The organism is Nocardia callitridis, assembly GCF_039543305.1.
Classification (GTDB): Bacteria; Actinomycetota; Actinomycetes; order Mycobacteriales; family Mycobacteriaceae; genus Nocardia; species Nocardia callitridis.
In genome coordinates this window covers 1,614,915-1,640,590 of the sequence record NZ_BAABJM010000002.1, presented here as the reverse complement: position 1 = coordinate 1,640,590, position 25,676 = coordinate 1,614,915, and the positions used below count along the sequence as shown (strand labels likewise).

The following is a 25,676-nucleotide window of genomic DNA, read 5'->3' as shown; positions in this document are numbered from 1 at the left end:
TGCTCGCCACCATACGAGCAGAAATCCACCGAGGGGGTTGACTTTGTGACCTGGACCACCTTACCGTCCATATCGGGATATGAAATACATTCCGTAATGCGGAACGGAGCAAGGCTGTGGGCAGTTCGACCTTGAAAGACCTCACGTCACGCGGTCTCGTATACGCACCTGGTGTGTGGGACGGCTTGACCGCCCGGCTCGCCGAGCAGGCGGGCTTCAACGCGCTGTGCGCCTCGGGATTCGCCGTTTCGGCCGCGCTCGGGCTACCCGACGCGGAGCTGTACACGATGACCGAGAACCTGCAGGCAGTCCGCACGATCCGGGAGTCGTCCGCACTCCCACTGGTTGCCGACATCGACACCGGTTACGGCAACGCCGTCAACGCCGCCCGCACCGCGACGCGGTTCGTGAGCGCGGGTGTCGGCGGGATGTTTATGGAGGACCAGGTCGCACCCAAGTCCTGCCCCATTTGCGTGGGTGAGCCGGTCGATCTGATCACCTCCGAGGAAGCCACCGGCAAAATCCGAGCGGTCCGCGACTCGATCCCCGATGACGTTCTCTTGATCGCGCGCACGGACGCTCGCGGTGACGACGCGTTGCGCCGCGCGCAGGCATACGTCGAGGCAGGCGCGGACATGATCATGCCGGTGACCAAGACCTTCGACACCGTCGCACAGTGGGAGCGCTGCCACAACGAGGTCGGTGTTCCGCTGATGGCCACGCTCACCGCGTCGACCTGGACCGAGCGTGAGTTCACCCCGGAGGTCCTGGACCGGATCGGGGTGCGTCTGGCCTTGTTGCCGACCCAGGTGCTGATGGCCGTGGCCGGTGCCGCACGCGAAACGCTGCGGCGGCTCGCTTCCGGCGAGGCACCCGCCGAGGTGAGCGCCGACGCGCTCGCCCACCACGAATTCGTCGAGCTGATCGGTTTCCCCGGTGTCGAAGCCATGCAGCGCAAATACCTTCCCGCGCAACGGTCTCGGTGATCGCGGTGGGGTACACGATGACAGAGAAGATCCTGGGTCGCGCCTCGGATCGGTCGACGGTCCGCGCCGGTGAGAACCATGCCGTGCATCCGGCGCGCATGATCGCCTACGACTTTCCCGGGTATACGGACGTGATGTTCCGGCAGATGCGCGAAGACTTCGGCATCACCGAATTGCTGGATCCGAGCCGCTATGTCGTCTTCATCGATCACATGCTGACCAAACGCAATGCGAAAGAAGCCGAAGTCCATCAGGTGACACGGGACTGGTGTGAGTTCTACGGCATCGAGTTGCACGAAGGGCGTGGAATCGGCCATCAGCTGACCGCTGAACTGGGACTGGCGATTCCGGGTGAATTCCTCGTCCATTTCGACGGTCACATCAGCGGGGTGGGGGCATTCGGCGCGTTGGGTTGGGGAATCAGGCGCGACCTCATCGAAGCATGGGTCACCGGACAGGTTTTTGTCGACATTCCCGCCACCACCCGTTTCGATCTCGTCGGCGAGTTTGCGCCCGGTGTCGACAGCCGAGATCTCGTCCACACCATCATCGATATGGTGGGCGCCGACGGATGTGCGCATCAGGTAATGGAATTCGGCGGGCCCGGCGCACGCGGCATGGCGATCGACCACCGTCAAGGTCTGTGCGGGATGGCGATGTTCACCGGTGCCGTATCGGCGGTGTTCGAGCCCGACGAGACTTCGTTGAGCTACGCGAACAATGTCGCGCGCCGCGGTTTCGAACCGGTTTATCCCGATGCCGATGCCACCTACGCGGCCAGGCACACCATCGACCTGGCGACGCTGTCCCCACGGGTGGTGTTGCCCGGTTCGGCCCGTGTCGCCAACACCAAGACCGCGCGGGAACTCGCGGGCACCCCGATCTCGAAAGCCTTCATCGGGTCGTGCGCCAGTGGCCGGATCGAGGATCTGCGCGCCGCCGCGCTGGTTCTCAACGGTCGAACGGTGGCGCCCGGCGTCGAACTGAACGTCGTGCCCACCTCTGCGCAGGTATACGAACAAGCCGAGAACGAGGGAATCCTCGACGTACTCCGTGCCGCGGGAGCACACATCAACGTGTCGAGCTGCGATTTCTGCTTCGGCTACCAAAAGCCACTGCAGGCCGGTGAGAACTGCATTTCTACGGGCGTACTGAACATCTCGGGACGGATGGGAAGCCCCGACGCCAATATCTACATGGGGTCGCCCTACACCGTTGCCGCGAGCGCGCTCAGCGGCACTATCCAGGAGTCGGTGCGATGAGTGCCTACCCACCGCCGCCCGATCTCATCACAGGCAAGGTCGCCTGGATCTTCGGCGATGATTTCGATATCGATCTCGTCGTCGGTGTCGCCAACATCAAGTCCTACGATGCCGAGCACCTCCGGTCGGTGTGCATGAAGGCCTACGACTCGTCCTTCGCCGACCGCGTACGCCCCGGCGACATCATCGTCGGTGGCCGGAATTTCGGCTACGGACATCCGCACTATCCGCCGATGGTCGCGCTGCGTAACGCGGGGATCGCGGCGATCGTCGCGGAGTCGTTCTCGCCCGGTTTCTGGCGGGGCGAGACCTTCAATGGCATGCCGTTGATCACGATCCCCGGTGTCTCGCGCGCCGTGGCGACCGGTGACGCCGTGACACTCGACTGGCGGGCCGCCGCCTTGGGTCTGCCCGATGGCTCCGAACTGGTCGGCGCACCGCCGAGTCCGCGGACGATCCAGGTCATCGAAGCCGGTGGCTCCTACGAACTCCTGCTCGTCGAGCACGCACGCCAAGGACAACCGCAATGACCGACGTAGAGACCCACCCTTCCGGGCCGGTGGCCGCGCGAGCACCGGAGCAGCCGAATTCGATGGCACGACGAGCCGCCATCGCCGGCGGTGTCGGCACTCTCATCGAGTACTACGACTTCGCCGTCTACGGGTTTCTCGCCGTCACCATCGCACCGCTGTTCTTCCCCTCCGACAGTTCCAGCGCGTCGATGTTGGCGACACTGGCCGTGTTCGGGGTCGCCTATATCGCACGCCCGCTCGGTGGCATCTTCTTCGGCCGACTCGGCGATCGCCGTGGGCGTCGATCCGCGCTCGTCATCACGGTGGTTTCCATGGGAGTCGCCTGCGGTGTCTTGGGGTTGCTTCCGACACATTCGTCGGTCGGCGTGCTCGCGCCCATTCTGCTGGTGCTGGTCCGGCTCGCCCAGGGCTTTTCGGCGGGTGGTGAAGTGGGCGGTGCGGCAACCTATATCGCCGAATCGGCGCCCCGTGGACGGCGCGGATTCTTCGGCTCGTTCACCCCGATCGGATCGACGCTCGGCTTCGCGGTGGCGGCAGCTGTCGTCGGCCTGGTCGCGCTCTGCACCACCGATGCGCAGATGGCGTCGTGGGGTTGGCGTATCCCGTTCCTGCTCGCACTGCCGCTGGCTCTCGTGTGCCTTCGGGTCAGGATGAAGCTGGAGGACACCCCGGAATTCACGGCTATGGCCGAGGGGCGCCAGGTGACCAAAAGCCCGTTGCTGGACGTCATCAGGAAGAATCCGCTGTCGGTCCTGCGGGTCGTGGGTGTCGCCATCGCGATGAACGGCTCCGGTTACATCGGGTTGACGTACTTCAGCGTGTATCTGATCAAGGATCTGGAATTCTCGAAAGACGCCGTGTACTGGACATCGGCCGTCAGCATCGCGTTGGCCTGCGCGACCTTCCCGCTCGCCGGTCTGCTCACCGACAGGTTCGGTCGAAAACCCGTGCTGATCGGCGGATATCTCGCCTATGTCGTGATCGCCGTTCCCGCGTTCATGATCATGGGTGCGACGACCAGCGTTGTCGTCGTCGGCCTCGTCTACTTCGTCTACATGACCCTCAACGGCGTCGTGCAGGTTCCCGCGTTCCCGCTGTTCACCGAACTTTTTCCCCGCACGGTGCGCTACACCGGCGTTTCGCTCGGCTTCAACATCGGCACCATCGCCGCGGGCGGAACGGCACCCTACGTCGCCGCCCAACTCGTCGGATCCACCGGCAGCGCAATGTCTCCCGCGTACTGGGTGATGGGCGTCTGCGCTATCGGCCTGCTCACCGTCGCGACGATTCGTGAGACCGGACGTGCGGAACTTCCGGCATGAGCACCAGGGATGCCGGGACAGCACCGCCTGCCGCAGCTGATGCGGGTGTGGCAGGCGGTGTGAGGTCGTGCGGTTCGGGGGAGGGTCGGCGACACCGCTGTGGTCCGGCAACGTTGCGGGTGCGGAATACCAGCGGATAGTCGACGTTGACCCACGGAGTAGGGAAAACAACCACACGGAGGCGATGTATGAAGATCGGGATCATCGGGGCGGGTCATATCGGCGGTAGCCTGGTTCGTCGGCTGCGTGAACTCGGACATGACGTGACCGTGTCGAACTCGCGGTCCCCCGAAACGCTCGCCGACCTCGCGAAAGAGACCGGTGCGACGGCGGCGTGGGCCAAGGACACCGCCACCGACGCCGACCTGGTGATTGTGAGCATTCCGCAGAAGAACGTTCCCGATCTCGTGGACGGCATCGTTGACGCGCGCAAGCCGGGCGCACCCGTGATCGAGACCAACAACTACTACCCGCAGCAGCGCGACGGTGAGATCGCCGCGATCGAAGACGGTCAGGTGGAGAGCGCGTGGGTCGCCGAGCAGATCGGTGCGCCGGTGTACAAGGTATTCAACGGGATCTTCTGGAAGCACCTGCTCGAGAACGGAAAGCCCAGCGGCACACCGAATCGCATCGCGCTCCCGATCGCCGGTGCGGACGGACCGGGCCGTGAACTCGTCGATGGCGTCGTTGATCAGCTCGGGTTCGACCCTGTGGACGCCGGTTCGATCGCCGAGTCGTGGCGCCAGCAGCCCGGAACGCCGGTGTACGGCAAGGACTTCGACGCGGAGAACACGCGTAAGGCCCTCGCAGAGGCGACGCGCGAGCGTACATCCGAATGGACGGCGCGGACGGTGTAAGCGTCTACCGCACCCGCCTGGCGACCGCACGGCTGAGGGCGTGCGATCGCCGGCGGCGGGGGAGTCGCTGCTCGGTGTGGTGCCCCGCGATCGCGCGGCGCGTTCGATTTACCAATGGCGAGAACGACTTACGGTACTCGTATGCGAACACGCGTCATCCGACCTTTCCGTTCCGAAGAGCCCACATCCGACCCGACCGCCGAGCTGTCCGGTGGCGTTGTCGCAACCACGACTCCTCGGCTGATCCCCGCGCGGGTAGCCGTGATCGCGGCATTGTGCACCACCTTCTCGGTCGCCCCGATGCTGGTCGGCACCGGCGCGGCGAACGCTTCGGCTCTCGTGCCCTGCACCTACGGGCCGGTCGAGACGCGACTCGAGGTGGATTGCCACAACGATGACTTCACCCCCGCCACAGTGAAAATCAGCGCGTGGTGCACCAACTTCGCCTACATCGGCTGGCAACAGCGGATGGATCAGCGCAGTGACGTGCATATCACGCGTGATTGTGGCCCCGGCGCGAACCCGGTGGTGTGGTTCGTCTCGAGCGAAAGCGACTGGGAGCACATGAAGAATCGCCTCGAATCTATGGAGCGCGATCGCGATGACCACCATCGTGGTCGGCACACGTAGCGGTCATCAGGGGAATAATCGATAGCGCGCATGCTGCCGTGCGGCGGTGAATCGGTCCTGCTCGAACTATTCGGCGACGCGCCCGCCGAGGTGTCGAGCGAAGTGCTTTTCGATCGCGCGGTACAACAGGATTCGATTCTCCGGATTCTCGAAGCCGTGGCCCTCGTCGTCGGCGATCAGGTATTCCACCGGGATGCCGCGTTCGCGCAGGCGGGTGACGATGTTGTCGGATTCTGCCTGGACGACGCGAACGTCGTTGGCGCCCTGAGCAACCAGCAGCGGGGTGTTCATCCGGTCGACCATGGTGATGGGGGAGCGCGACAGCATGTCGGCTTCCTGCTCGGGGATTTCGGGGTCACCGACGTAGCGGTACCAGTTGTTGACGTTGAACGCTCTGGTGAACGGCGGCAGGGTGCGCAGGAAGTTGGCGAGGTCAGAGATTCCGACGTAGTCGACGGCCGCGGCGAAGCGGTCCGGGGTGAGGGCGGCGCCGAGGAGTGCGGCGTACCCGCCATAGGACCCGCCGTAGATGCCGATGCGGTCGGGGTCGGCGTAACCCTCGGCGACGGCCCAATCGACGGCGTCGATGAGGTCGTCGTGCATCGCACGGGCGAATTCGCCGATCGCGGCGGTGACGTGGCGGCGACCGTAGCCCAGTGAGCCGCGGAAGTTCACCTGGAGCACGGCGTAGCCGCGGTTGGCGAGAAACTGTGCGTCGCTGCTGTATCCCCACTCGTCGTAGTACCAAGGTCCGCCGTGCACCACCAGAACCAGCGGCAGGTTGCGCGGCTCGACGCCGATCGGCAGGGTGAGGAAGCTGGGCAGCGGCAGCCCGTCGCGGGCAGGGACGGTGACGGAAGCCATGGGGGACAAGGTGTTCGGGTCCCGGTCGGGGTGGGCGCGAAACAGCAATCTGGCCTCGCCGGTGCCGTGGTCGTAGAGCCAGGTGACGCCGGGGTCGCGATCGTGGACGAACGTGGCGATCCACCGCTGCCCGGAATTATCGCTGGACAGGGTGCCGAGCACGCCGTCGGAGAGTTTCTGAAGCCGAGTGTGGATTTCGGCGAAGTCCTGGTCGAGAACTTCGATGTGCGGGCGCTCGCCGACGAACCGGACGGCGAGGATCTCGCCGGTGCGCCGGTGGGTGTAGATCGGTGGAGGGAGCACACCGGGCAGCATGGTGCCGCTGATATCGAGGTCATGACCGTCGACGGCGGCGACGACGGTTTCCGCGCCGGTCTCATGGTCGATGCGGATCAGGCGCAGGTTGTCGCCGTCCTGGTAAGACCCGACGAGCAGGCCTTTTCCGTCGGCGGTGACCTCCTGTGGCTGGACACCGACGGGGTGTTCGGCGCCGCCGAGGCGTCGCAGCACCCGCGTGTGCTCGGTGGCGGCGTCGATCGCGGAGATCTCGACGGCGCCGTCGGCGGCCAGCGAAGTCTGGAAAGCGGGCTCGCCGCCACGGTTGAGTAGAACGGCGGCCGTCGGATCGTCCTGTTCGCGGTGCAGAGTCGTCGCACCGGTGGCGACCTCGATCAGGAACGTGTCGAAGAACATCGGGCGCCGGTTCATCGCGACCAGCACGCTGCCGGGAATCGACGGCAACGCTTCGGCACCCACCACACGCGAACCCGGATCCATCGGAGTGAGGTCGACCGAGGCGGAGCCGGGATCGTCGAGGTCGACGCGGTACAGGTGCCAATCCTCGTTGCCGTCGGTGTCCTGGAGGTAGAGCAGCCACCGAGGATCGTCGGTCCAGTGGTAGGTGGTGATGCCGCGCCGAGTGTCGGCGGTGACGGGAACAGCGTCGTCGTGGGTCTGGTCGATGCCGCGGACCCAGACGTTGCGCCGTCCCCGGTGCGGCGCGAGGTAGGCGATTCTGGTGCCGTCGGGGGAGATCGACGGGTTGGCGAACTTCGGGTCGGCGAAGAACTCTTCGATGTCGACGAGGTTCGGTCGCTGGTCGGTGGGTCGTCCGGTGATGCTCACGCTGTGCTCCGCTCGGCTCGGCTCGGGGGCACGGTGTCGGCACTGGTCGAACACCGTGACCTGATCAAACACTGTGCCGTAGGGGCACACGCAAGGCGCGCGGGGCGGCCCAACTCGGAAGGGGGCGGCGATGCGGTTGTGCACTCGGTGTTCACGTCGCCGCCGTACTGCTTGTCGGGTCGCCAGACCAGCAACCATTGTGTGGTGATGTCGCGCGCGCCTGCCGTGATGCAGCCCTTGTCCGTCGGCGGTGACCTCCTGGGGTTGGACACCGACCGGGTGTTCGGCGCCGCCGAGGCGTCGCAGTACCCGCGTCCGCTCGGTGGCGGGGTCGATCGCGGAGATCTCGACGGCGCCGTCGGCGGCCAGCGAAGTCCGCAAGACCGGCTCGCCGCCACGTCGCCGGGTGTTCGGAGCAGGGCGGCGCGTGCTCGGCGCCCGAAACTCACCGTCGGCATCCGTGTGCGACCTGTGTCGAGTACGACGGTTGCTCGGGGGTAGGGGATTCGGTGCCAGCCGACGATTGTCGATCAGTTGGCCGCCGTGAGCGCGCGGAGCACGACCGCCCGGGTATCCGCGGGATCGATGACGTCATCGATCTCGCCGACTGTGGCCACGCTGAGTGCCTTTCCGCGCTCGTAGGAGTTCGCCAAGAGTTTGTCGTACTCGGCTTGGCGGGCCTCCGGGTCGGCGATGGCGTCGAGTTCTTTGCGATAACCCAGTCGCACAGCGCCTTCGAGTCCCATTCCGCCGAATTCTCCTGTCGGCCACGCGACGGTGATGGTCGCGGCGTGTAGGTCGCCACCCGTCATCGCCATCGCGCCGAGTCCGTAGCCTTTACGGAGGACGACGGCGACCAGCGGCGTCGAAAGTCGTGCGCCCGCAATGAACATCGCCCCGAATCGGCGGACGGTCGCGGTGCGCTCGGCGTCGGCGCCGACCATGAAACCCGGTGTGTCGACGAGAGATACGACCGGAAGTCCCCGTTCGTCACAGAGGCGAAGGAATCGGGTCGCCTTGTCGGCGGCGTCGCCGTCGATCGCGCCGCCGAGGTGGCTCGGGTCGTTGGCGAGCACCCCGACCGGTCGTCCGGCCAGCCGCGCGAAGGCCGTGACGACGCCGATACCGAAGGCGCCGCGGACCTCGAGCACGCTGTGGGTGTCGAACAAGGTCTCGAGTACCGGGCGGACATCGTAGACCCGAACTCTGTTCTCCGGCACCAGATGTCGCAGAATGCGTTGGTCCGCGCAGTCGGCCTGTGCGGAGGGTGCGCCGGTCACCGTCCGCAGGTAAGTACGGGCGGTCGCGACGGCGGCGGCCTCGTTCTCGACGAGGACGTCGACCACTCCATTGGGCACCTGCACCGACATCGGCCCGACATCCTGCGGCGCCACGGCGCCCAGCCCCGCCCCCTCGATCATCGCGGGCCCGGACATCCCCAGGCTGCTGCCCTCGGTGGCGATGATCAGATCGCAGGCACCGGCCAGCGCGGCATTTCCGGCGAAACAGTAGCCCGCGACGATCGCGACCGTCGGTACCCGACCCGAGAGTTCGGCCATCAGCCGAAAGGTCGGAACATCGAGTTGCGCGATCGCGGAGGTGTCGGTGTCGCCGGGTCGGCCACCACCACCCTCGGCGAAGACCACCACCGGAAGCGATCGCCGTTGGGCCAGCCGCAGTAGGCGGTCGGTCTTCTGGTGGTTGTGCACGCCCTGTGTCCCGGCGAGAACGGTGTAGTCGTAGGCGAGGATCGCGACCGGCACGCCGTCGACGGTCGCGGTGCCGGTGAGTAGACCATCGGCGGGGGTGGCGGCGATCAGGTCGTCGAGCGTGCGGCGGCGACGCTGTGCGGCGATGACGTATCCGCCGTATTCGTTGAAGCTTTCGGGGTCGACCAGATCGGCGATGTTCTCCCTCGCGGTGCGCAATCCTTTGCCGTGCCGACGGTCGATCGCCGCCGGTCGGGCCGCGTCCAGTGTGCGTCGCTTGCGTTCGTGGACCTCGGCCAGGTCGGGCCGGATATGCGCGGGATCGATCGTGGCTGCCGCCGTGGCCTTTTCGCCGCCGGGGCCGGTGCCGGTGAGAACGAGCAACGGATCGTCGGTGGTGACTGCGTCGCCCACTTTCGTGAGGACTTCCGCCACGGTGCCCGACCGATCGGCACGGACGACGTGCTCCATCTTCATGGCCTCGAGCACCAGCAGTTCCGTGCCCGCCGCCACCTGCGCACCGACCGTCACCGAAACGTGCACGACGACACCGGGTTGTGTTGCGAGGAGGGCATTTTCGAGCACCGCGTCCTCGGCGGGACGCTCCGCTGCCCCTGTGAGTTCGGCAGGGCCGGTCGGCTCACCCCGGCCGACACGCTCGGTAGAGCCAGCCCGCGTGCCACCGCTCGCGTCCCTGGCGCCCCGACTGCTCGGCTCCGTGGGTCGGGCCCGCGCGATGCGCCCGCTGCTCTCCGAAGGCGTCGAGGACAGGTCTTGCGCATCCGGGCCGGGAGCTTCCACGGAAGCGGCGGCGACGAGATCAGGGGTTCTGGCATCGACGAACCCGGTGTCGAGGCCGCCTGTGGTCAACGTTGGTTCGGCGAGGAGTGCGCGCAGTAGCGCGCGGTTCGTCGGCACACCCGTGAGGTCGAATTCCGCCAGTGCTCGGGCCGCGCGCCCGGCCACCGAAGCGGCCGTGCCGTGGACGATCACCTTCGCCAGCAAGGAGTCGTAGCGCGGACTCATCGAGTACCCCGCGTAACCATGCGTGTCGACGCGAATGCCACGTCCCGCCGGAGGTTGGAAGCGGGTGAATGTTCCTGCGCCGGGGACAACCGTGCCGTCCGCACGAACGGTTTCGGCGTTCACCCGCACCTGGAGCGCGGTACCCCGGCTCGGCACTTCGCCGTCGAGCCCTAGCTCGGCGAGTGTGCGCCCCGAGGCGAGCGCGAGTCCGATCTCGACCAGGTCGAGCCCGGTGACTTCCTCGGTCACCGTATGTTCTACCTGTAGTCGAGGATTGACCTCGAGGAAGACGAATTCCGCACCCGTGACCAGGAATTCGACCGTCGCGAGACCGCGGTATTCGCCCACCAGCTCCGTCGCCGCCCGGTGCAGCGCCGCGCGAAGTGAGTCGGAAAGCGCGGGCGCTGGCGCGATCTCGACCAGTTTCTGCCTGCGCCGTTGCGCGCTGCAATCCCGATCGCCCAGTGCCACCGCGTGCTGCCCGTCGCCCGCGACCTGCACTTCGATATGCCGAGCGTGGGTGAGTAGCTGCTCGACGTACACGGTGCCGTCGCCGAAGGCCGCCGCCGCTTCGGAGGCGCAGCGTCGCAAAGCATCGTCGAGTTCGGCGGGGTCGGTGACCGGGCGCATCCCACGCCCGCCGCCTCCGGCCCGCGCTTTCACCATCACCGCGGCACCTGCCCCGAGGTCGGCGAGGAACCGGTGCGCCTGCGCTGCCGAAGCACCGACGGGCACCGGGATTCCGAGTTCTTCGGCATGCGCTCTTGCGGCGGTCTTGTCACCGAACAATGCCAGTGACTGCGGGGAAGGCCCGACAAACAGCAGTCCCGCTTCACCGCACCGGCGCGCGAAATCCGCGTTCTCCGAAAGGAATCCGTAGCCGGGATGCACCGCATCGCAGCCCGTTCGCACGGCGGCTGCAACGATCGCGTCGATATCCAGATAAGCGGCCGGGCCAGCGCCAGGCAGTTCTACGGCCACGTCCGCGCGTGAAACATGCAGGGATGCCGCATCATCCGCCGGATGAACGGCCACGGTCGGCAGCTCGAGTGCCGCGGCGGTCGCCATGATTCGGACGGCGATCTCGCCGCGATTGGCGACCAGTAGCGTGCCGATCGGACGCCCCGTCACCGGTCGGTCTTCCGTACGACGATCCCCGCGGCCTCGCGATCCCAAACATCCGAGCCCACACCGGATTCCCGCAACACATGTTTGTGCACCTTCAAGGTGGGTGTCTTCGGCAATTCGTCGCGGAATTCGAGATACCGAGGAACCATGAAATACGGCAAACGCTCGACCAGATAACCGATCAGGTCGACGGGATCGACGTGTGCGCCCTCCCTCGGCACCACGACCGCCTTGATCTCGTCCTCGGTCAGATCGGAGGGCACCCCGACCACCGCACTCTCGTACACGTCGGCATAGGTGTTGATCACGCGTTCCACCTCGAAACTGGAAATGTTCTCGCCGCGACGTCGCAGCGCGTCCTTGATCCGGTCGCTGAAGTAGAACCGGCCCTCGGCGTCGGTACGGAACGCGTCGCCGGTATGTACCCACCCGTCGACCAGCGTCTGTGCGGTTTTCTCCGGCAGATTATGGTAGCCGCGCAGCACGGTCAGCGGCTCGTCCGGGCGCACCCACAGCTCACCGACCTCGCCGGTTGGTACCTCCTTGCCCTCGGGGTCCACCAGTCGCAACGTAAAGCCTTCGCGCGAGAACCCGGCCGCACCACCGGAAATGGTTCCCGGTGGGCCGTTGAGCACCGCACCGACTTCGCTCATCCCGTACACCGAGGCCACCGCAACATCGAAGCGTCTGCGGAAGCCCTCGGGGTCGCTGGCCAGCGGTGCCATCACCGCGAGCTCGAGGGGATTGTCGGCATCGTCGGGCTGGGGTGGGCGCTGTTGCAGTAGTTCGGCCATGGCGCCGAGCGTCACTGTGACGGTGATGCCGTGCTCCCGTACGGTCGGCCAGAACTTGCTGACCGAGAATCCCGACTCGACCACGCACCGGGCTTCGTGGATCAACGACTGATACGCCCCGTACCACTGTCCCGCGAGGTGGAACAGTGGCAATGTCACCAGTATTCGGTCGCCCGCGCGTGGACGCTGTTGGTCCTCCCTGGACGCGTAGGTGTAGGCGTGCGCGTGGGAAACCAGCACACCCTTCGAGGGTCCGGTGGTGCCGGAGGTGTACATGTAGGCCATCAGGTCGGCCGGGTCGAGGCGTTGCGGCGCAATCGGATTCGAGGCGACGAGTTCGTCGAATCCGACGACCAGGAAGCGCTCACGCAGCTCGTCCGCGATGGCAGGATCGCCGTGCACCACCAGGGTTCGCAGTGCGGTGAGATCGTCGGCGATCCGCGCTACCCGTTCGACATAGTCCGCGTCGACCACCAGTGTCGACGCGCCGGAGTCGTTCAGGATGTGGCTCAGGAACGAACCCTTGTACGCCGAGTTGACCGGCACCTCGACCAGTCCGCCGAGCGCGGCGCCGGTCCAGGCGTGCACCGCGTCGAGGGAATTGTCCAGCAGCAGCGCCACCGGTTGTTGTTGTCGCGCACCCAGTTCCGCGAAACCTCCGGCGATACGCAACGAGCGCGCGTAGCTTTCCGCCACGGTGTATCGGCCGTCCGGTCCCACCTGGGCGATCTCGTCGGGGATGCGTTCCAGCACTCGCTCGTACACTGCGCTGATCGTCCGACGTTGGACGTCCGGTAGGCCCATGCCACGGTAGTTTACACTGATGTCAAGTAAAGGAGGTGGCTGTGCGCGGGATCGGAAACCGGACACTCACTGAACCCGAGAAACGAAACCTGCTGCTGGACTTCGCCGAACGCACCTTCTGCCGCCTCGGCTACACCCGTACGACTATCGGCGCGCTGGCCGACGAAGCGGGTGTCACCCGCCCGACGGTCTACGCCTACTTTCCGTCCAAGGACGACGTATTCCGCGCACTCGCCGAACGCGTCCGCGACGAATTCCTCGCCCTGCAGGAGGACATCGACGCGCCAACTCCCGGCGCCACCGGCCGCGCAGGCATCGTCGCCTACCTGCACGCCTATGTTCGACATCGCGGCATGCTCACCGTCATCGGCCATCAGGCCTTGTCCGACCCGGCGATGCGCGCACTACACGCCGAAGTCCACGAACGCCCAACCCGTCGCCACGGCAGATTCCTGGCCCGCCTCGAAACCCAGGGCGAGGCGACTCTCGCCGCCCCGCCCCCCGCCCTCGCGGAAATGGTGACAGGCATCGTCATGCGCTTCGCCGACCTCGCCGCCGACAACCCCGAACGCCTCCCGGCCCTCACCGACGACCTCGTCGCGGCCTACCACCGACTCACCGGTCTGCGGTCGTGACCTTCGGTCGACTATTTGCCGTCGTAGCACCGCGTTTGCGCCGAGCGATGGTCGCTGCGGTCAGCGGCGGACCCGATACCTGAGGTGCAGCACTCGGTTGCCCTGGACGACGACATCGGGGTCCTCGAGCAGGTGGTGAGTGTCCACCGAACCGAAATACCTTTTGCCCGAGCCGAATACGACCGGAACCACATCCATGGCGACCTCGTCGACCAGGCCGAGCTCGAGGGCGCGTCCACCGACCTCGCCAGCACAGACCGCGACGACGCGGTCACCGGCTCGTCGTTTCGCCTCCGCGACGGCTGCCGCTACGTCGTCGAAAAACGGCACGTCCGCCTCGGGGTGCCAGCCGTCGGGTTTGGGCCGGTGCGAGACGACGAGCAGGTGCTCGCCCGCAGGTGGCTCGGCCTCCCAGCCGTTGGTGAGGTCGAACAGATGCCTGCCTTGGATCGTGGCGCCGATGCTGTTCCAGAACGGACCGGTGTATTCGTAGGACCGACGACCGACCCGGAACGGAGCGTGGTTGCGCTCGAGGGCTTCGTCCTCGACGAGCGGCACCTCGCCGTTGAAATACCAGTCGAACAGCGGTCCGACATCGTCGTTCTCATCGGCGATGAATCCGTCCACCGAGACCACCGCGTGCATAATCACTGTCGCCATGTACTGGAGACGCCGGCTGTCGTCCGAACTCATCGGTGCGCGAGTACGAGGGGTCTCGACCCCGCGTTCGACGGGACGGGTGTCAGTCGGCGGCGCGCAGCGGAGCGCCCACTTGGTGCATATGCCGCAGCGCCTCCGCGTAGGAGGCGATCAGTCCGGTCTCGTGGTAGTCCACGCCGATTTCGACGCAGTAGTCGCGGACGATGATCTGGGCGTGGCGCAGGTTCGGGGTGGGCATGCTGGGGAACAGGTGGTGTTCGATTTGATAGTTGAGGCCGCCGAGGGCGAAGTCGGTCAGCGGGCCGCCGCGGACGTTACGTGAGGTCAGCACCTGTCGGCGGAGGTAGTCGGGGCGGTCGTTGCCGGTGAGGGTCGGCATGCCCTTGTGGTTGGGGGCGAAGGTGCAACCCATGTACAGGCCGAACAATGCCTGGTGGACGACGAAGAACGCGAGGGCCTTGTCGGCGGGCAGCACCGCGAACAGTGCGGCAAGGTAGGCGGCGAAGTGGCCGAACAGTAGGGCGCCTTCCCACCTGCGGTGTTTCACGGAGCGGTTGCGCAGCGCGCGGACGCCCGCCAGATGGAGGTTCAGGCCTTCCAGCATCAGTAGTGGGAAGAACAGGTACGCCTGTGCCCTTCCGATGAGCCGGGGCAGGCCTCGGCTGGCTCGCGCCTGCTGCTGCGACCAGACCAGAATGTCAGGCGCGACGTCCGGGTCGAGCTCCTCGTGATTCGGGTTGGCGTGATGGCGCGTGTGCTTGTCCTGCCACCAGCCGTAACCAAGACCGATTCCGGCATTGCCGACGATACGACCCACGATCTCGGTCGGCCGTCGCAGCCGAAAGACCTGACGATGCGCGACGTCGTGCATGACGAGTGCGACCTGTGCGAACGTCACCGCCAAGAACGCCGCCACCAAGAGCGTCCACCACGAGTCGCCGACAAGGACGAACGCCACCCACCCCGCCGCGAACGCGATCCCGACCAGTGAAAGCCGCACCGCGTAGTAGACCGGACGTCGGTCCATCAACCCCGCGTCCGAGATTCGCCGCAAGAGGCGAGCGTAATCACCTTCGGCGCCACGCCGAGGTGCCCGCGAAGTTGACTTGGTCAAAGCCGGTGTCGTCATAGATCTTCCTGAGAGCAGAGCCGGAAAGCGCCACCTCCGCCAATTCTCGCGCCGAGCGATGCTCGATGCCGCGGTCTTGATCCGACGCGTGGAAACGGGGTGACGATGTCGATACCCCGACGCTATCGGCGAAATTCTCGTTCGATGTAATCCCTTGGTATGGCATGCAATCGCACTCTGGTGTGACATCTGCGGCCGTCGGGCGCCCGTGCGTGCCCTTGCCCCGAGCTACGACCGATAAGAACGGTGACCCCGGAAACCTGGGCATGGATCGAGTCGTCGTGCTGCGTAGACTGACCTTCGTATTCATCTGTTGTTCAATCCGCCCAATTGCGGCGACGTGGGGGCGGTCTGTGCTTCGGTGTTCGATCGGGAGGAGTCGACATGGCGGCATCATTCGAGGCTGATCCGTTGTTGATACGTCAGGCCAGTGCGGCGACGAATGCTGTCAGTGCGCGGGTTCAGGAGGTTATCGGCACCTTGCAGGGGGTGGTAGCCGCGAACGAAGGTGGTTGGGGCAACGACGATTACGGTTCGGAGTTCGCCAAGGGATACCAACCGGCGCGGGACAGTTTGGATCAGGTGACCACAAGCGTGCGCGAACATCTCGGCCGGTTGGCTGCCGACGAGATCACGGCCGCCGAAGGGTTGGAAGCGGTCGAGCTGGCATCGACGCGGGAGTTCGACCAAGCATGACTTCCGAGCCGGGCGGCAACACGAACCCGGCACCGGTCGACGCGGACACTCCCGACGTCGGTTTTCGGCTCGATTCGCAGCCGCAGCCGCAGCCGCAGCCGCAGCCGCAGCCGCAGCCGCAGCCGCAGCCGCAGCCGCAGCCGCAGCCGTCGCAGTCGCCCGCGCAACGGTTGTGCCGCAGCATCGTTCGAGCTTTGACCGAACCTGGCCCCACGGGCTGGGATCGGTGCGAAGCCGTATTCGCGTTGACCACCACCGCCGAGATCGCGCGGATCGAGTTCACGCATCGGGGCCAGCGGTGGTCGGGTGTCGCGGACGAGTCGGTGCTGTCGTTGGTGCGCGAACACCGGGCGCTCTCGGCGACCTCACCGGACGGTCCGTGGTGGCGCCTGCGTGTGGTGCTGCCCGAGCCCGCCGGCGAGCATGCCGAGATCGAAGAGGATTACGGCGCGCAGCCGTTCCCCGACGTGTATCTCTTTGCGCCGCAAGCGTATGCGGCGGATATCGAAACTTATCCACGCAGGAGTTTGCCGGTCTGGCTCGCCGCGTATCTGCGTCATGGCGACCGACAACACCGGCCGCCCATGCGCGCGGTGCACGAGGCTCGCGTGCGCCCGCCGAGTAGTCGAACCGACGAGCAGATGCCTGCCTTCGAGCTGCTGTGGTCACGCTGGGCGACACTTGCCGCCGCGTTCGTCGCGGTGCGATCACCTTGGGGGCCAAGGGTTCTGCCGTCATTGGGCCGATTCGAGGGCGGCGCGGGCAGCGGGTCGACACTGTACGTGCTGCCTGGCGGACGAGCAGTGCTCTCGGGTGGAGTGTGGGCGGCACCGGAACTCGACGCCGCCTACAACCGTGGTGCACCGTTGCCGGATTACTATGCGGGCGCGCCGGATTGGGTGTCCGACCCGGTGTTGGACGCGCGAGCGCGAACCGGACTGTTGAGCTTCTGTTATTGGTGGGACGGCCGAACCTGGTTTCGAGGCGAGTCACCCGACAGCACCGAGTGCGCTGTCGCCGTGCCCGCCGTGTGGTCGGCTGCCGCGGTGGTGGAAACCGTGATGCGGCTGACCGGCCACGGCGACCACACGCGCGCCTCGACAGCGGCACTGTTCGAAGCGGCCGAGCGTTGCGAAGCGACCTTCGACCTGCTGACAGCATTGTTCGATCCGGCGACCAGCGATATCGAATCGGCTTATCACCAACTCTCACTCGCCGGGGTGGTCGCTCACGGACTCGAGGTGCCTTCCGCGCCGACGATACGCGAGACGCCGCGGGAGCGAGTGCACCGATGATCGACTTTCCCGAAGTGCTCGGCTGGGTGGTGGGCACGGACTGGCCCGAGGGTGACGAAGACAAGATGTTCGCTCTCGCCGACGGGTGGAAGGAAGCCGCGGCACAGCTGGAAGCTGTTGCGCGCGAACTCGATGCGGCCAGGGACCTGATGTTGCGTGCCTACCCTTCGGGTGACGGTTCCGACGGCGCGCTGGCCAATTACAACAGTGTGCGCACCTACTTCGACGACCTGGCGAAAAACTATCGCGGTATCGGAGACTCGGCGAAGGACACCGGCGCCGACATCGAGGCCGCGAAGATCGAGATGTTGATAGCGCTGGTAATGCTGGCCGCCGAAATGGTCTACGCGTTGGCCAGCGGGCCGTTCTCCCCGTTCGTCGAGGCCGGGCTGGTCGCGGGGACCAGGGTGATTCTGCGCGTGCTCTCCGGGCAGTTGCTCTCCGCGCTCGCACGCAATGGCGCTAAAGCACTGGCCAACAAGGCCTTACGCGATCTGGCCAAGCGCGCCGCGATGAAGCTGGGGGAGACGATCGGTGAGAAGGGGGTCAAGCGCCTTGCCGCCGAGGCGATGAAGGAAGCGGCCGAGGAGGTCCGCGAGGAGCTGTTCCAGACCTACGCGCCGAAGGTGTACCAGGTCGCGGTCGGTCACCGCGACGCCAGCGATATCACCGACTGGACCGACCCCGATAACCTGCGCGAACTCGGCCTGACGGTGGTGGGCGCCGCCGCAGGTGGGGCGACGGCGTCCGTGGTGGGCAAGGGCTTTTCGAAGCTGCCCGGTATTGATATGAGCGCCAAGGGAATGCGCGGCGCCGTCACCGGTCTTGCCGCGGGCACGACGGCGGGTGCGGCTGGCGGGCTGGCGGGCGCGGTCGCTCCGGAGATCATCCAGCACGGTTGGAACCCCGGAAATTGGGATATCGACCCGCGTGCGATCACCGGTGGCGCGGCCAGCGGCGGACTGCCTGGCTCGATCAGAGGCCACCACGGAATGGCCCAGACCTACGAGGTCGACAACCTCGATCTATATCAGCGTGGTGACGACGGATCGATGGCGTCGAGCGGTCTGCCTCCCCTCGATACCGAAGGCACGCACACGGATACGGCCGCGTCGGAGCATGGTGGCAGCCCGGTCGTTCCCGCGTCGGGACAGACTCCCGGTGAGCAGCCATCCGCACCGCCGACGAACGGGGAGCCGACCGCGACCGATCCCGGCTCGCCGGATGTCGCCGCGGGGCCGGGAGGTGATGTGTCGAACGATGGCGATACCGGTGGTGTCGAGAACGCTCACGCTCCGAGCGTCTCGAACGACAGTGGCCAGGCCCCGACCCAGGAAGACGTCGGTCCCGAGCCCCACGTCGACGCACCCCAGCGAGAAGGCGCGGGCCTCGCCCCGCAGGGCCCTGACGCGCCCCCGAGCGCTGCGTCGACCGGTTCGATGTCTACCGAGGTGCCACCGGTGTCGGCGCCCGAGGCCGAGGGCCCGGTGCATGCACCACCAACATTGGGTGCCAACACATTCCAGGACCACGGACCGTCACCGACATCGGATGTGACGGTACCCGGTGACGCGACGGTGCCTGGTGACCGGGCGGTGTCTGGTGACGCGACGGTGTCTGGTGACGCGACGGTGTCTGGTGACGCGACGGTGTCTGGTGACGCGACGGTGCCTGGTGACGCGACGGTGCCTGGTGACCGGGCGGTGTCTGGTGACGCGACGGTGCCTGGTGACGCGACGGTGTCTGGTGACGCGACGGTGTCTGGTGACGCGACGGTGTCGGGTGACGGGGCGGTGTCGGGTGACGCGACGGTGCCTGGTGATGTGACTGCGCCCGGCGAACCGATTGTGCGGGGCGACGGCACGACGACCGCCACCGATACCTCAACCGCCGCCGAACCGCCGCTCACGATCTCCCTCGTAGATTCCTCCCTCCCGCTGGGCGACTCCGATCCCACCCCGCGCACGGATGTGGACTCGCACGCCGACCCGACAACCCGACCTTCGCCCGATGCCGGCCGCGTGACCGGTGTCGGATCGCTACCCCCGCTGGCCTCGGGTCAGCCTGCTGGACGCACACCGACGAATCTCCCGCCGGTATCGAATGACGGTGTTTCCGAGCCTGATTCGCGTCTCTCGGCGCCCGCCGCGCGCACATCGTCCGCCGATCCACTGGCGACAGGTGCGCGCTCCACCCGTGCCGAGTCTCCCGCGTCGACCCCGGTTGATCCGCGCGCGCGGCGGGAGCGTACCCGCGGCGAATCTAGCTCTCGGACAGAAGCTTCCGAATTCAACGCACGTGCTGCCGAGGCGGCGCCTCCCACGGCATCCGCGCGCTCGGCCGGGATCGCGCTCTCCGGTGGTCTCGCCGCTGGCGTGCGCGACGTCGTTGCCTCTTCGGACACCACGGCGAACCTTCCCGGTGCGACGGAGGTTTCGCCCGCACCGCCGGTCGATCCCACGCACAACGAGATCACCGACGTGCGGGTACCCGGTTCCGACCGTTACATCGACACCGACTCGACACAGGACGGTCACGACGCCGAGCTCAGCGAACGAATCAGCTCATCGATCCGGCGGGTCGTCGAGGGGCACGGCGGTCTGTCGATGCAACTACTGGGGGACAACGCGATTCGCGTTACCGACAACCGCGGTGAGTTCGAGATTCGCTTCGAAACCAGAGCGATGGCGGAGCACACCGCCGCGCGGTCGGTGCTCGACCACGGGTCGAATTCGCACACGGTGCGGATCAACGACCGACTGCGCCCGGAGCAGGTGGAGCGGTCGCTGGCGCACGAGATCGGCGAGATCGTCGAAGACCGGCGTCGATATGCCGAGGGTGAGCGCGCCTTCGTGCCGGATGCCGGGGTATTGCGCCCCGGTGACGTCGCCGAGGACGCGATCCTGACTCCGCACGACGCGGGGCGTATTCAGGAATTGCGCGTGCTTGCCGAACAGCGTGCGGCGAATTCGGTGCGAGACAGGGCCGCTCGCCTCCGATCCGGCGCGATGTCGGTGCACCGCGAGTCGGTGGCGCTGATCGAGCACCTCGGCCTGCGCGAGAACACCACCGGTGCGTCCGAGCGCCGGGCGCTCATCGAGCAAGCGTTGCCCGAGTCGACACGACAACGGGTGGCGGATCTGCTCGCCGAAACCGCTGGGCCCGAAGCGAACTTGTCGGTCGCCGATCGTGAACTCGTCGTCGAGATCCGGCGCGAAGCGGCCTTGCGTGCGGCCGAGGATCGGGTGTGGGGGATTCCCGACTATCCGAGCACGATGCGCGACGACGATCCGCTGCTGCGCAAGACCTGGGATATCCAGACTCCGGAAAGGCAGGCGTTCCGGCAGGGGTTGGTCGAGCAAGCGTTGGCCGGTGTCGAACCACCGACGGGCCGCAAGCCGGTGATGTACATCCTCGGTGGCGGTGCCGCTTCCGGCAAAGGTCACGTCGTGCGTATGCTGCGCGCCTCGGGGGATCTGCCGCGCGAGAACGTCGTGCACGTGGACCCGGACCGGTTCAAACTCCAGATCCCCGAATACCTGGAGATCGTGCGGCGGGGCGACCATCGCGCGTCGAGTGTGGTGCAGTCCGAGAGCGGTGAGGTCTTCGGTGACGCCCGCGATCTGTCTCTGCGGCGCGGGCTCGATGTGATCGTCGAGGCCACGATGTCCAACCCGGTGAAGGGAGTGCGCCAGATCCAGCGCGGCCACGATGCCGGACACGAGGTGTGCCTGGTCGCGGTGACCACCGATCCTCGAACGGCGGTGCTGCGCAATTGGTCTCGTGCCGAGGAGACGGGTCGGTACGTGCCGGTGGATGTGCTGCTGAGTTCCCATCAGGGCTCGGCCAAGGCATTCGAAGTGCTGGCCGAGGCCGCCGACCGGGTCGAGTTGTATGACACCTCCGGCGACGTGGTCGAGTTGATCGCCCACAAGGAGCCGAACGGGCAGCTGAACGTGCTGGACGAGCGCGCGTACGCGGCTTTCCTGCACAAGGCTGATCTCGATCCGAACGCGGCGGGTCCACGGACCCTCTACGAAGCGGAAGTTGTTGTCGACCAGCAAGAGTCGGAGAACGTCCGCGCGGAACCGGAGCGGTCCCCGACCGCACCCGACGCCGCGCACCGGCACGAGAACCTCGAGGCACCACCGACGCCTCTTTTCCCTCCGCACGAGGTGTTGGGTCCCGAGCACGCGGCCAGGCAGTTTCGTAGGGAACTGACTCTCCGCGCCGAACGGGCCGCCGAGGAAAACGGGACAAACCCGCAGAACGAGATCGCCCAGTTCGTCCTGCAACGCGCGGTGAGCAGGATCTTCGCCGCCGACCCTGACGCGTGGCTGCTCAAGGGTGGCGAGGCGTTCCTGACCAGATTCCCCGACGGGCGCGCGACCACCGACCTCGATCTCATTCGGCTGACCGAGGGAGATCCCGCGCGAATGGCCGCGGACTACAACGCCGCGCTGGACCGCGACCACGGTGATCATCTCCGCTTCGTCTGGACCGGTGCGGAGCCGGTGGCCTCGGGTCGCGGCGTCCGGGTCGCCCACGAGGTGTATCTCGGCTCGGAGGAACTGATGTCGTTGAGCATCGACATGGTGCCCAACCGTGAGCTGGCGGGGTTCCCGACGGAACGAACGCACATGGTCGGTGAGCAACATTCGTTCCCCACCCGCCCACTGTTCTCCTTCGACGGCGAGTTCGAACCGAGCACCGTGCGCCTGATGACCCTCGACGGGTTCCTCGCCCAGAAGGTCGCGGCGATGTACACCTACGACAAGCACGCGGGCAAACTCCCCAAGCGGTGCAAGGATCTCGTCGATCTCGCCCTTGTCGCGTTGCGAACCTCGTGGGACGGGCCGCGCACGCATGCGATGCTGCACGAGGAATTCACGCTGCGCTGGGCGCAGGGCGAGAAGATGTTCCCGCCCGAACGATTCAGCAACCCGAATCCCCGGTGGGCCAAGACTTTCGCCGCCTACGCCGAGGAGACACCCGGACTGCCGTTCACCACATTGCGTGAGGCGTTGCCGCTGCTGGAGAAGTTCCTGAATCCGCTGCTGGCCGCGCAAGCCCCGGACGCGGACTGGGATCACGAGTCCATGAGCTGGGTGCCTCGGGCCGAGTCCACACCGGCCCGTCCGGAATTGTTCGATCGCACGGTGGCCGACCACGTGGGGATCGTCGTCGCGCCGCTGACCGACGGCGTGCCGGTGGCGCCGGTGGCGATCCATCCGGCCGAGGTGAAGCTGATCGATGCCACCGGCGACGGTCCACCGTCCACGGTGTTCGCCGAACCCGAGCGCATTCCGCACTGGGATCGACTCGCTGGCGACGAGCACGTCGAGGGGAGTCTGCGCGCCGCGGTGGCGGATGTGGCCAACGACCCGTCTGTGCCGACGGTGGCCGACAAGCTCGCGGTTATCCGTGAAAGCGTGCTGCCCGACGCGGCGGATGCGCCCTCCCCGGTGCGGAATCTGGACAGCAAGAATCTGCGTTTCTACTCCTTCGCCGCGGGCGAGCTCTTCATCCACGGCGCCGCGGTGATGACCGACCCGGAGACCACGATCGAGATCGGCTACCACCTGGACCAGGTATTTCGTGATTACGTGCGGGAGGCGAGGTCCAATCAGGTCGTCTACACCGGCAGTGTGCCCGAAGGGATGACCGGTCAGCAGGCGGACGCGGTCGCGTTGTGGCGGCTGGTGCATGGCAAGCCGGTCACCGATGTCGCGCACGCCGACCTGGTCGCCGACCTACTCGACATGCACGCCAAACCGTTGCAGGACGCACTGACCATGCGCGGGCATCTTTTGCACGAGTACGGGATCGAGCCGGAGCGAGTGCGTCTCGCCTACGGCGGCCGCAAGGAGGACGACGCGCTCAAGGGCCAAACCCAGCACTCGCGTGCGCATCTGCGCGCGCTGCACGCGGTGCGCGCCGACCAGGAAGGTGCTCGTGCGGCGATGGTGCGGGCGATGTCGGGGACCGGCATGGACGCGCAAGCGCGCGCACGGCGGGTGAACGATGTAGTGGCACGGCTGGATTCGGCCGCCGAACGGCTCGGCGTGCGCGACGACCGAATCGCGTTGCTGTGGGTGCGCGATCAGCGGGCCAATCCGACCGCCAACCGCAACGGCCTCGACACGCATCCTGGAATGCTGGGCCAGCTCATCGAACAGATCAAGGCCGACGACCCTGGACGACGCATTGTGTTGGTCGGCGACGACGTCTTCCGCAATCGGACCGGGCTACGCGCGCAGTGGTCGGCCGAGGGCTTGCTCGACGGCGTCGACACCGAGACGATGGTGAAGTTCTGGGACAAGGCGCGCAACGGCGGAAAAGCCCTGGGGCCGGGCGAGCAGGCGTTGGTCTTCCACCGGCTGCACACCGAACGCGACGTCGTCCAAATCGGTATGGAGAGTGGCGCTTTGGAGATCCCGTTCATGCTCGGGGTGCCCACGGTGTACCTGGAGAATCGCGTCTTCCACCTGAACAAGGGCAATCGGTGGCTGCTGATGTCGCAGCAATGGCAGTACGGAGAGTTCGAGAACGCGCGCGACGACGACGGGAGCGTGCGCCTCGACGCGTCGGCGCACCCGGTGCGGGTGTTTCACCCCGTCGGTCCCGCGCTGCCGCCGCCGCTGCCGACGGTCGCGCGGGTGCAGTTCGGGCCCGACCTCGCGACTCCCAAAGACCGTCAGCAGGTGCCGACGGACTTCCCGCAGCAGCGGGTCGCCTTGACCGCCGATCGCATCTATCGCTTGGTCGAAACCGGTGAATTGGACCGTTGGGCGGGCAGACTCGGCCGAGTCGAGATGGAGGGTTCGGCCGCGACGGAGTGGAGCGCGAAGCAATGGGAGCGCAGTGCCTACTACGCGGATCAGCTGCAACGGTGGTTGCACACCGAGGCGGTGCCGCAGGAGGTGAATCGAAAGTGGGACGCGATCCGGCTGGCACTGATCGGAGTGCTGGAACCCGATTTCGTCGCCGACCCGGAGAACGTGAGCGAACAGATTGTGCGCCCGTACTTTTCGATGCACACCGAACATCGGCCGAGTCCGGCCGATGTGCTCGATCGGATTACCGAGGCCTACCGCGCGCCTGCCGAGCAGCGTCCTGCGGCGGTCGCGGCCGCATTGCGTGCGGTGCTCGGCGATCCCGAGCTACGCACGCGTGCGGTGCGTGACGAGCTGACCTTCCGACTCGACGGCGCCGACCTCCAGGCTTACCGCGAGGCGATGGCGGTGGTTCGTGCCGCCGCGCGGCGCGCGCGCACCGACGCGGGAGACGAACGATGAGCGCCGCGTTCTCAGCGCGACCGTTGGCCTGGTCGCGCGCGGCGTCCGACGATCTGCGCCGCGACATCGTGGTGCAGTGCTTCGCCGTCGGGCACCTCGAAATCGCTGAGCGCGGCCGTGATTCGTGCCTGCACCGCCGCGACGGTCTCCGGCGCGGTGAGTTCCGCGTAGGCGCGCAGGTTGCGTGCCGACAGCGCGGAAGGAACGAGGTCGGGCAGCAATTGGTCGAGGAACTCGGTGCCCCCGGCCGGGGCGTCGGGCGCGGGCAGCCGTGCGGCCACCGCACGGTGGATCTCGCCGAGGTCGACCAGGTCGCGCCGCACGGCGTCGGCGAGCACCCGGCTCGCGTCGTCCTCGTCGACGTCGCCGCCAAGCAGGTCGAGCACGGTGCGCTGCGGTGTGGTCACCGGTACTCCGCCCAACACCGTCACCTCGTCGGGTGCGAGTACGTCGACGTGCACCACGACGGCGTCCGGTGTGGTGTAGGTCTGCGGCGCGGTGAAAACGGTGCGCGCCCGTGCGGTGACGCCGAGGCCGTGCAACCTGGCCGCCGACTCGTGCGAGAGCACCGCGTCCTGAGTCGGCAATTGCGGTCGCTGCCAACGGAAAAGCTCGGGCGCGAGCGCCAACCATGCCGCGTAGGGGTAGGCGAATCGGGGAGCGGTGGCACTGCTGGGCAGTTGGAAGACCTCGTTGTCGAGTTCGGTCAGCAACCGCGCCGCGGTCAGCCGCTCGAGAATCGCGGTGTCGGCGCCGAGGCGAATCGCCTGCGCGCGGGTCACCAAGCCGAGTTGGTCGGCGGCAGCACTCGACAATTCGTAATAGAGCTTTTCCACAACCATTCCTCCCAGTGGTCTCGCTCCCCAGGTTATCGGAGCGCAGGCGTGCGGCGTAGCTTCGCTGCGGGAGGAATTCGCGCCCCT

At 66.7% G+C, this 25,676-nt stretch carries 17 protein-coding genes; 11 read left to right on the top strand and 6 right to left on the bottom strand.

From position 1 onward, the window contains the following. Window positions 1-116 precede the first annotated feature (116 nt). The 6 genes from ABEA50_RS16275 to ABEA50_RS16250 all read left to right on the top strand — a co-directional run bounded on the left by ABEA50_RS16275 (window position 117) and on the right by ABEA50_RS16250 (window position 5,590). Entirely contained in the window at window positions 117-986 is an 870-nt protein-coding gene (locus ABEA50_RS16275; protein ID WP_345496226.1) for an isocitrate lyase/PEP mutase family protein, read from the top strand. Window positions 987-1,003: 17 nt separating this feature from the next. Further along, a complete protein-coding gene (locus ABEA50_RS16270) occupies window positions 1,004-2,248 on the top strand; it encodes a 3-isopropylmalate dehydratase large subunit (RefSeq protein WP_345496225.1) in 1,245 nt (414 codons plus the stop codon). Further along, a complete protein-coding gene (locus ABEA50_RS16265) occupies window positions 2,245-2,778 on the top strand; it encodes a 3-isopropylmalate dehydratase small subunit (RefSeq protein ID WP_345496224.1) in 534 nt (177 codons plus the stop codon). Before ABEA50_RS16270 ends, ABEA50_RS16265 begins: the two co-directional genes overlap by 4 nt. Beyond that, the gene (locus ABEA50_RS16260) at window positions 2,775-4,103 is read left to right on the top strand and encodes an MFS transporter (RefSeq protein ID WP_345496223.1); all 1,329 of its coding nucleotides are present in this window, start codon (window positions 2,775-2,777) and stop codon (window positions 4,101-4,103) included. Before ABEA50_RS16265 ends, ABEA50_RS16260 begins: the two co-directional genes overlap by 4 nt. Before the next feature lie 146 nt (window positions 4,104-4,249). Then, complete coding sequence (locus ABEA50_RS16255) at window positions 4,250-4,960, top strand: NADPH-dependent F420 reductase (protein WP_345496222.1); 711 nt, start codon at window positions 4,250-4,252, stop codon at window positions 4,958-4,960. 141 nt (window positions 4,961-5,101) lie between these two features. Further along, window positions 5,102-5,590, top strand: a complete 489-nt coding sequence (locus ABEA50_RS16250) for a hypothetical protein (RefSeq protein WP_345496221.1) — start codon at window positions 5,102-5,104, stop codon at window positions 5,588-5,590. Window positions 5,591-5,656: 66 nt separating this feature from the next. On the opposite strand, the gene ABEA50_RS16245 is transcribed toward ABEA50_RS16250, so the two are convergent. Continuing rightward, window positions 5,657-7,579 (bottom strand): S9 family peptidase, encoded by a 1,923-nt coding sequence (locus ABEA50_RS16245; protein ID WP_345496220.1) that lies wholly within the window; start codon window positions 7,577-7,579, stop codon window positions 5,657-5,659. Window positions 7,580-7,786: 207 nt separating this feature from the next. Between ABEA50_RS16245 and ABEA50_RS16240 the strand changes: the two genes are divergently transcribed. After that, entirely contained in the window at window positions 7,787-8,080 is a 294-nt protein-coding gene (locus ABEA50_RS16240) for a hypothetical protein (RefSeq protein WP_345496219.1), read from the top strand. A 29-nt stretch (window positions 8,081-8,109) separates the two neighbouring features. Here the strand turns inward: ABEA50_RS16240 and ABEA50_RS16235 are convergent, their stop codons facing one another. Together ABEA50_RS16235 and ABEA50_RS16230 are read right to left on the bottom strand one after the other, a co-directional pair. Beyond that, window positions 8,110-11,445, bottom strand: coding sequence for an acetyl-CoA carboxylase family protein (locus ABEA50_RS16235; RefSeq protein ID WP_345496217.1), 3,336 nt, complete (start codon window positions 11,443-11,445; stop codon window positions 8,110-8,112). Beyond that, window positions 11,442-13,001, bottom strand: coding sequence for an AMP-binding protein (locus ABEA50_RS16230; protein WP_345496216.1), 1,560 nt, complete (start codon window positions 12,999-13,001; stop codon window positions 11,442-11,444). The genes ABEA50_RS16235 and ABEA50_RS16230 overlap by 4 nt, the downstream gene beginning before the upstream one ends. Window positions 13,002-13,081: 80 nt before the next feature. Between ABEA50_RS16230 and ABEA50_RS16225 the strand changes: the two genes are divergently transcribed. After that, window positions 13,082-13,675 carry a TetR/AcrR family transcriptional regulator gene (locus tag ABEA50_RS16225; RefSeq protein ID WP_345496215.1) on the top strand — a complete coding sequence of 198 codons (594 nt, stop codon included), beginning with the start codon at window positions 13,082-13,084 and terminating at the stop codon, window positions 13,673-13,675. Between the two features lie 60 nt (window positions 13,676-13,735). On the opposite strand, the gene ABEA50_RS16220 is transcribed toward ABEA50_RS16225, so the two are convergent. Together ABEA50_RS16220 and ABEA50_RS16215 are read right to left on the bottom strand one after the other, a co-directional pair. After that, window positions 13,736-14,335 carry a dihydrofolate reductase family protein gene (locus tag ABEA50_RS16220; RefSeq protein WP_345496213.1) on the bottom strand — a complete coding sequence of 200 codons (600 nt, stop codon included), beginning with the start codon at window positions 14,333-14,335 and terminating at the stop codon, window positions 13,736-13,738. A gap of 82 nt (window positions 14,336-14,417) precedes the next feature. Then, the gene (locus tag ABEA50_RS16215) at window positions 14,418-15,389 is read right to left on the bottom strand and encodes a fatty acid desaturase family protein (protein ID WP_345496212.1); all 972 of its coding nucleotides are present in this window, start codon (window positions 15,387-15,389) and stop codon (window positions 14,418-14,420) included. Between the two features lie 459 nt (window positions 15,390-15,848). On the opposite strand from ABEA50_RS16215, the gene ABEA50_RS16210 reads away from it, so the two are divergent. From ABEA50_RS16210 to ABEA50_RS16200, 3 genes are read left to right on the top strand one after another with little or no spacing between them, the layout of a single operon-like run. Next, entirely contained in the window at window positions 15,849-16,160 is a 312-nt protein-coding gene (locus tag ABEA50_RS16210; RefSeq protein WP_345496211.1) for a hypothetical protein, read from the top strand. Continuing rightward, entirely contained in the window at window positions 16,157-17,455 is a 1,299-nt protein-coding gene (locus ABEA50_RS16205; RefSeq protein WP_345496209.1) for a hypothetical protein, read from the top strand. Before ABEA50_RS16210 ends, ABEA50_RS16205 begins: the two co-directional genes overlap by 4 nt. Next, complete coding sequence (locus ABEA50_RS16200; RefSeq protein WP_345496208.1) at window positions 17,452-24,753, top strand: nucleotidyl transferase AbiEii/AbiGii toxin family protein; 7,302 nt, start codon at window positions 17,452-17,454, stop codon at window positions 24,751-24,753. Before ABEA50_RS16205 ends, ABEA50_RS16200 begins: the two co-directional genes overlap by 4 nt. A gap of 11 nt (window positions 24,754-24,764) precedes the next feature. Here the strand turns inward: ABEA50_RS16200 and ABEA50_RS16195 are convergent, their stop codons facing one another. After that, window positions 24,765-25,589, bottom strand: coding sequence for a hypothetical protein (locus ABEA50_RS16195; protein WP_345496206.1), 825 nt, complete (start codon window positions 25,587-25,589; stop codon window positions 24,765-24,767). Between the last annotated feature and the right edge of the window lie 87 nt (window positions 25,590-25,676).

What these genes read in the sequence shown, in the direction of transcription:
- ABEA50_RS16270 (WP_345496225.1), top strand. Translation starts at nt 1,004, where the DNA reads ATGACAGAGAAGATCCTGGGTCGCGCCTCGGATCGGTCGACGGTCCGC.
- ABEA50_RS16265 (WP_345496224.1), top strand. Translation starts at nt 2,245, where the DNA reads ATGAGTGCCTACCCACCGCCGCCCGATCTCATCACAGGCAAGGTCGCC.
- ABEA50_RS16260 (WP_345496223.1), top strand. Translation starts at nt 2,775, where the DNA reads ATGACCGACGTAGAGACCCACCCTTCCGGGCCGGTGGCCGCGCGAGCA.
- ABEA50_RS16250 (WP_345496221.1), top strand. Translation starts at nt 5,102, where the DNA reads ATGCGAACACGCGTCATCCGACCTTTCCGTTCCGAAGAGCCCACATCC.
- ABEA50_RS16240 (WP_345496219.1), top strand. Translation starts at nt 7,787, where the DNA reads ATGTCGCGCGCGCCTGCCGTGATGCAGCCCTTGTCCGTCGGCGGTGAC.
- ABEA50_RS16220 (WP_345496213.1), bottom strand. Translation starts at nt 14,335, where the DNA reads ATGGCGACAGTGATTATGCACGCGGTGGTCTCGGTGGACGGATTCATC.
- ABEA50_RS16210 (WP_345496211.1), top strand. Translation starts at nt 15,849, where the DNA reads ATGGCGGCATCATTCGAGGCTGATCCGTTGTTGATACGTCAGGCCAGT.
- ABEA50_RS16205 (WP_345496209.1), top strand. Translation starts at nt 16,157, where the DNA reads ATGACTTCCGAGCCGGGCGGCAACACGAACCCGGCACCGGTCGACGCG.
- ABEA50_RS16200 (WP_345496208.1), top strand. Translation starts at nt 17,452, where the DNA reads ATGATCGACTTTCCCGAAGTGCTCGGCTGGGTGGTGGGCACGGACTGG.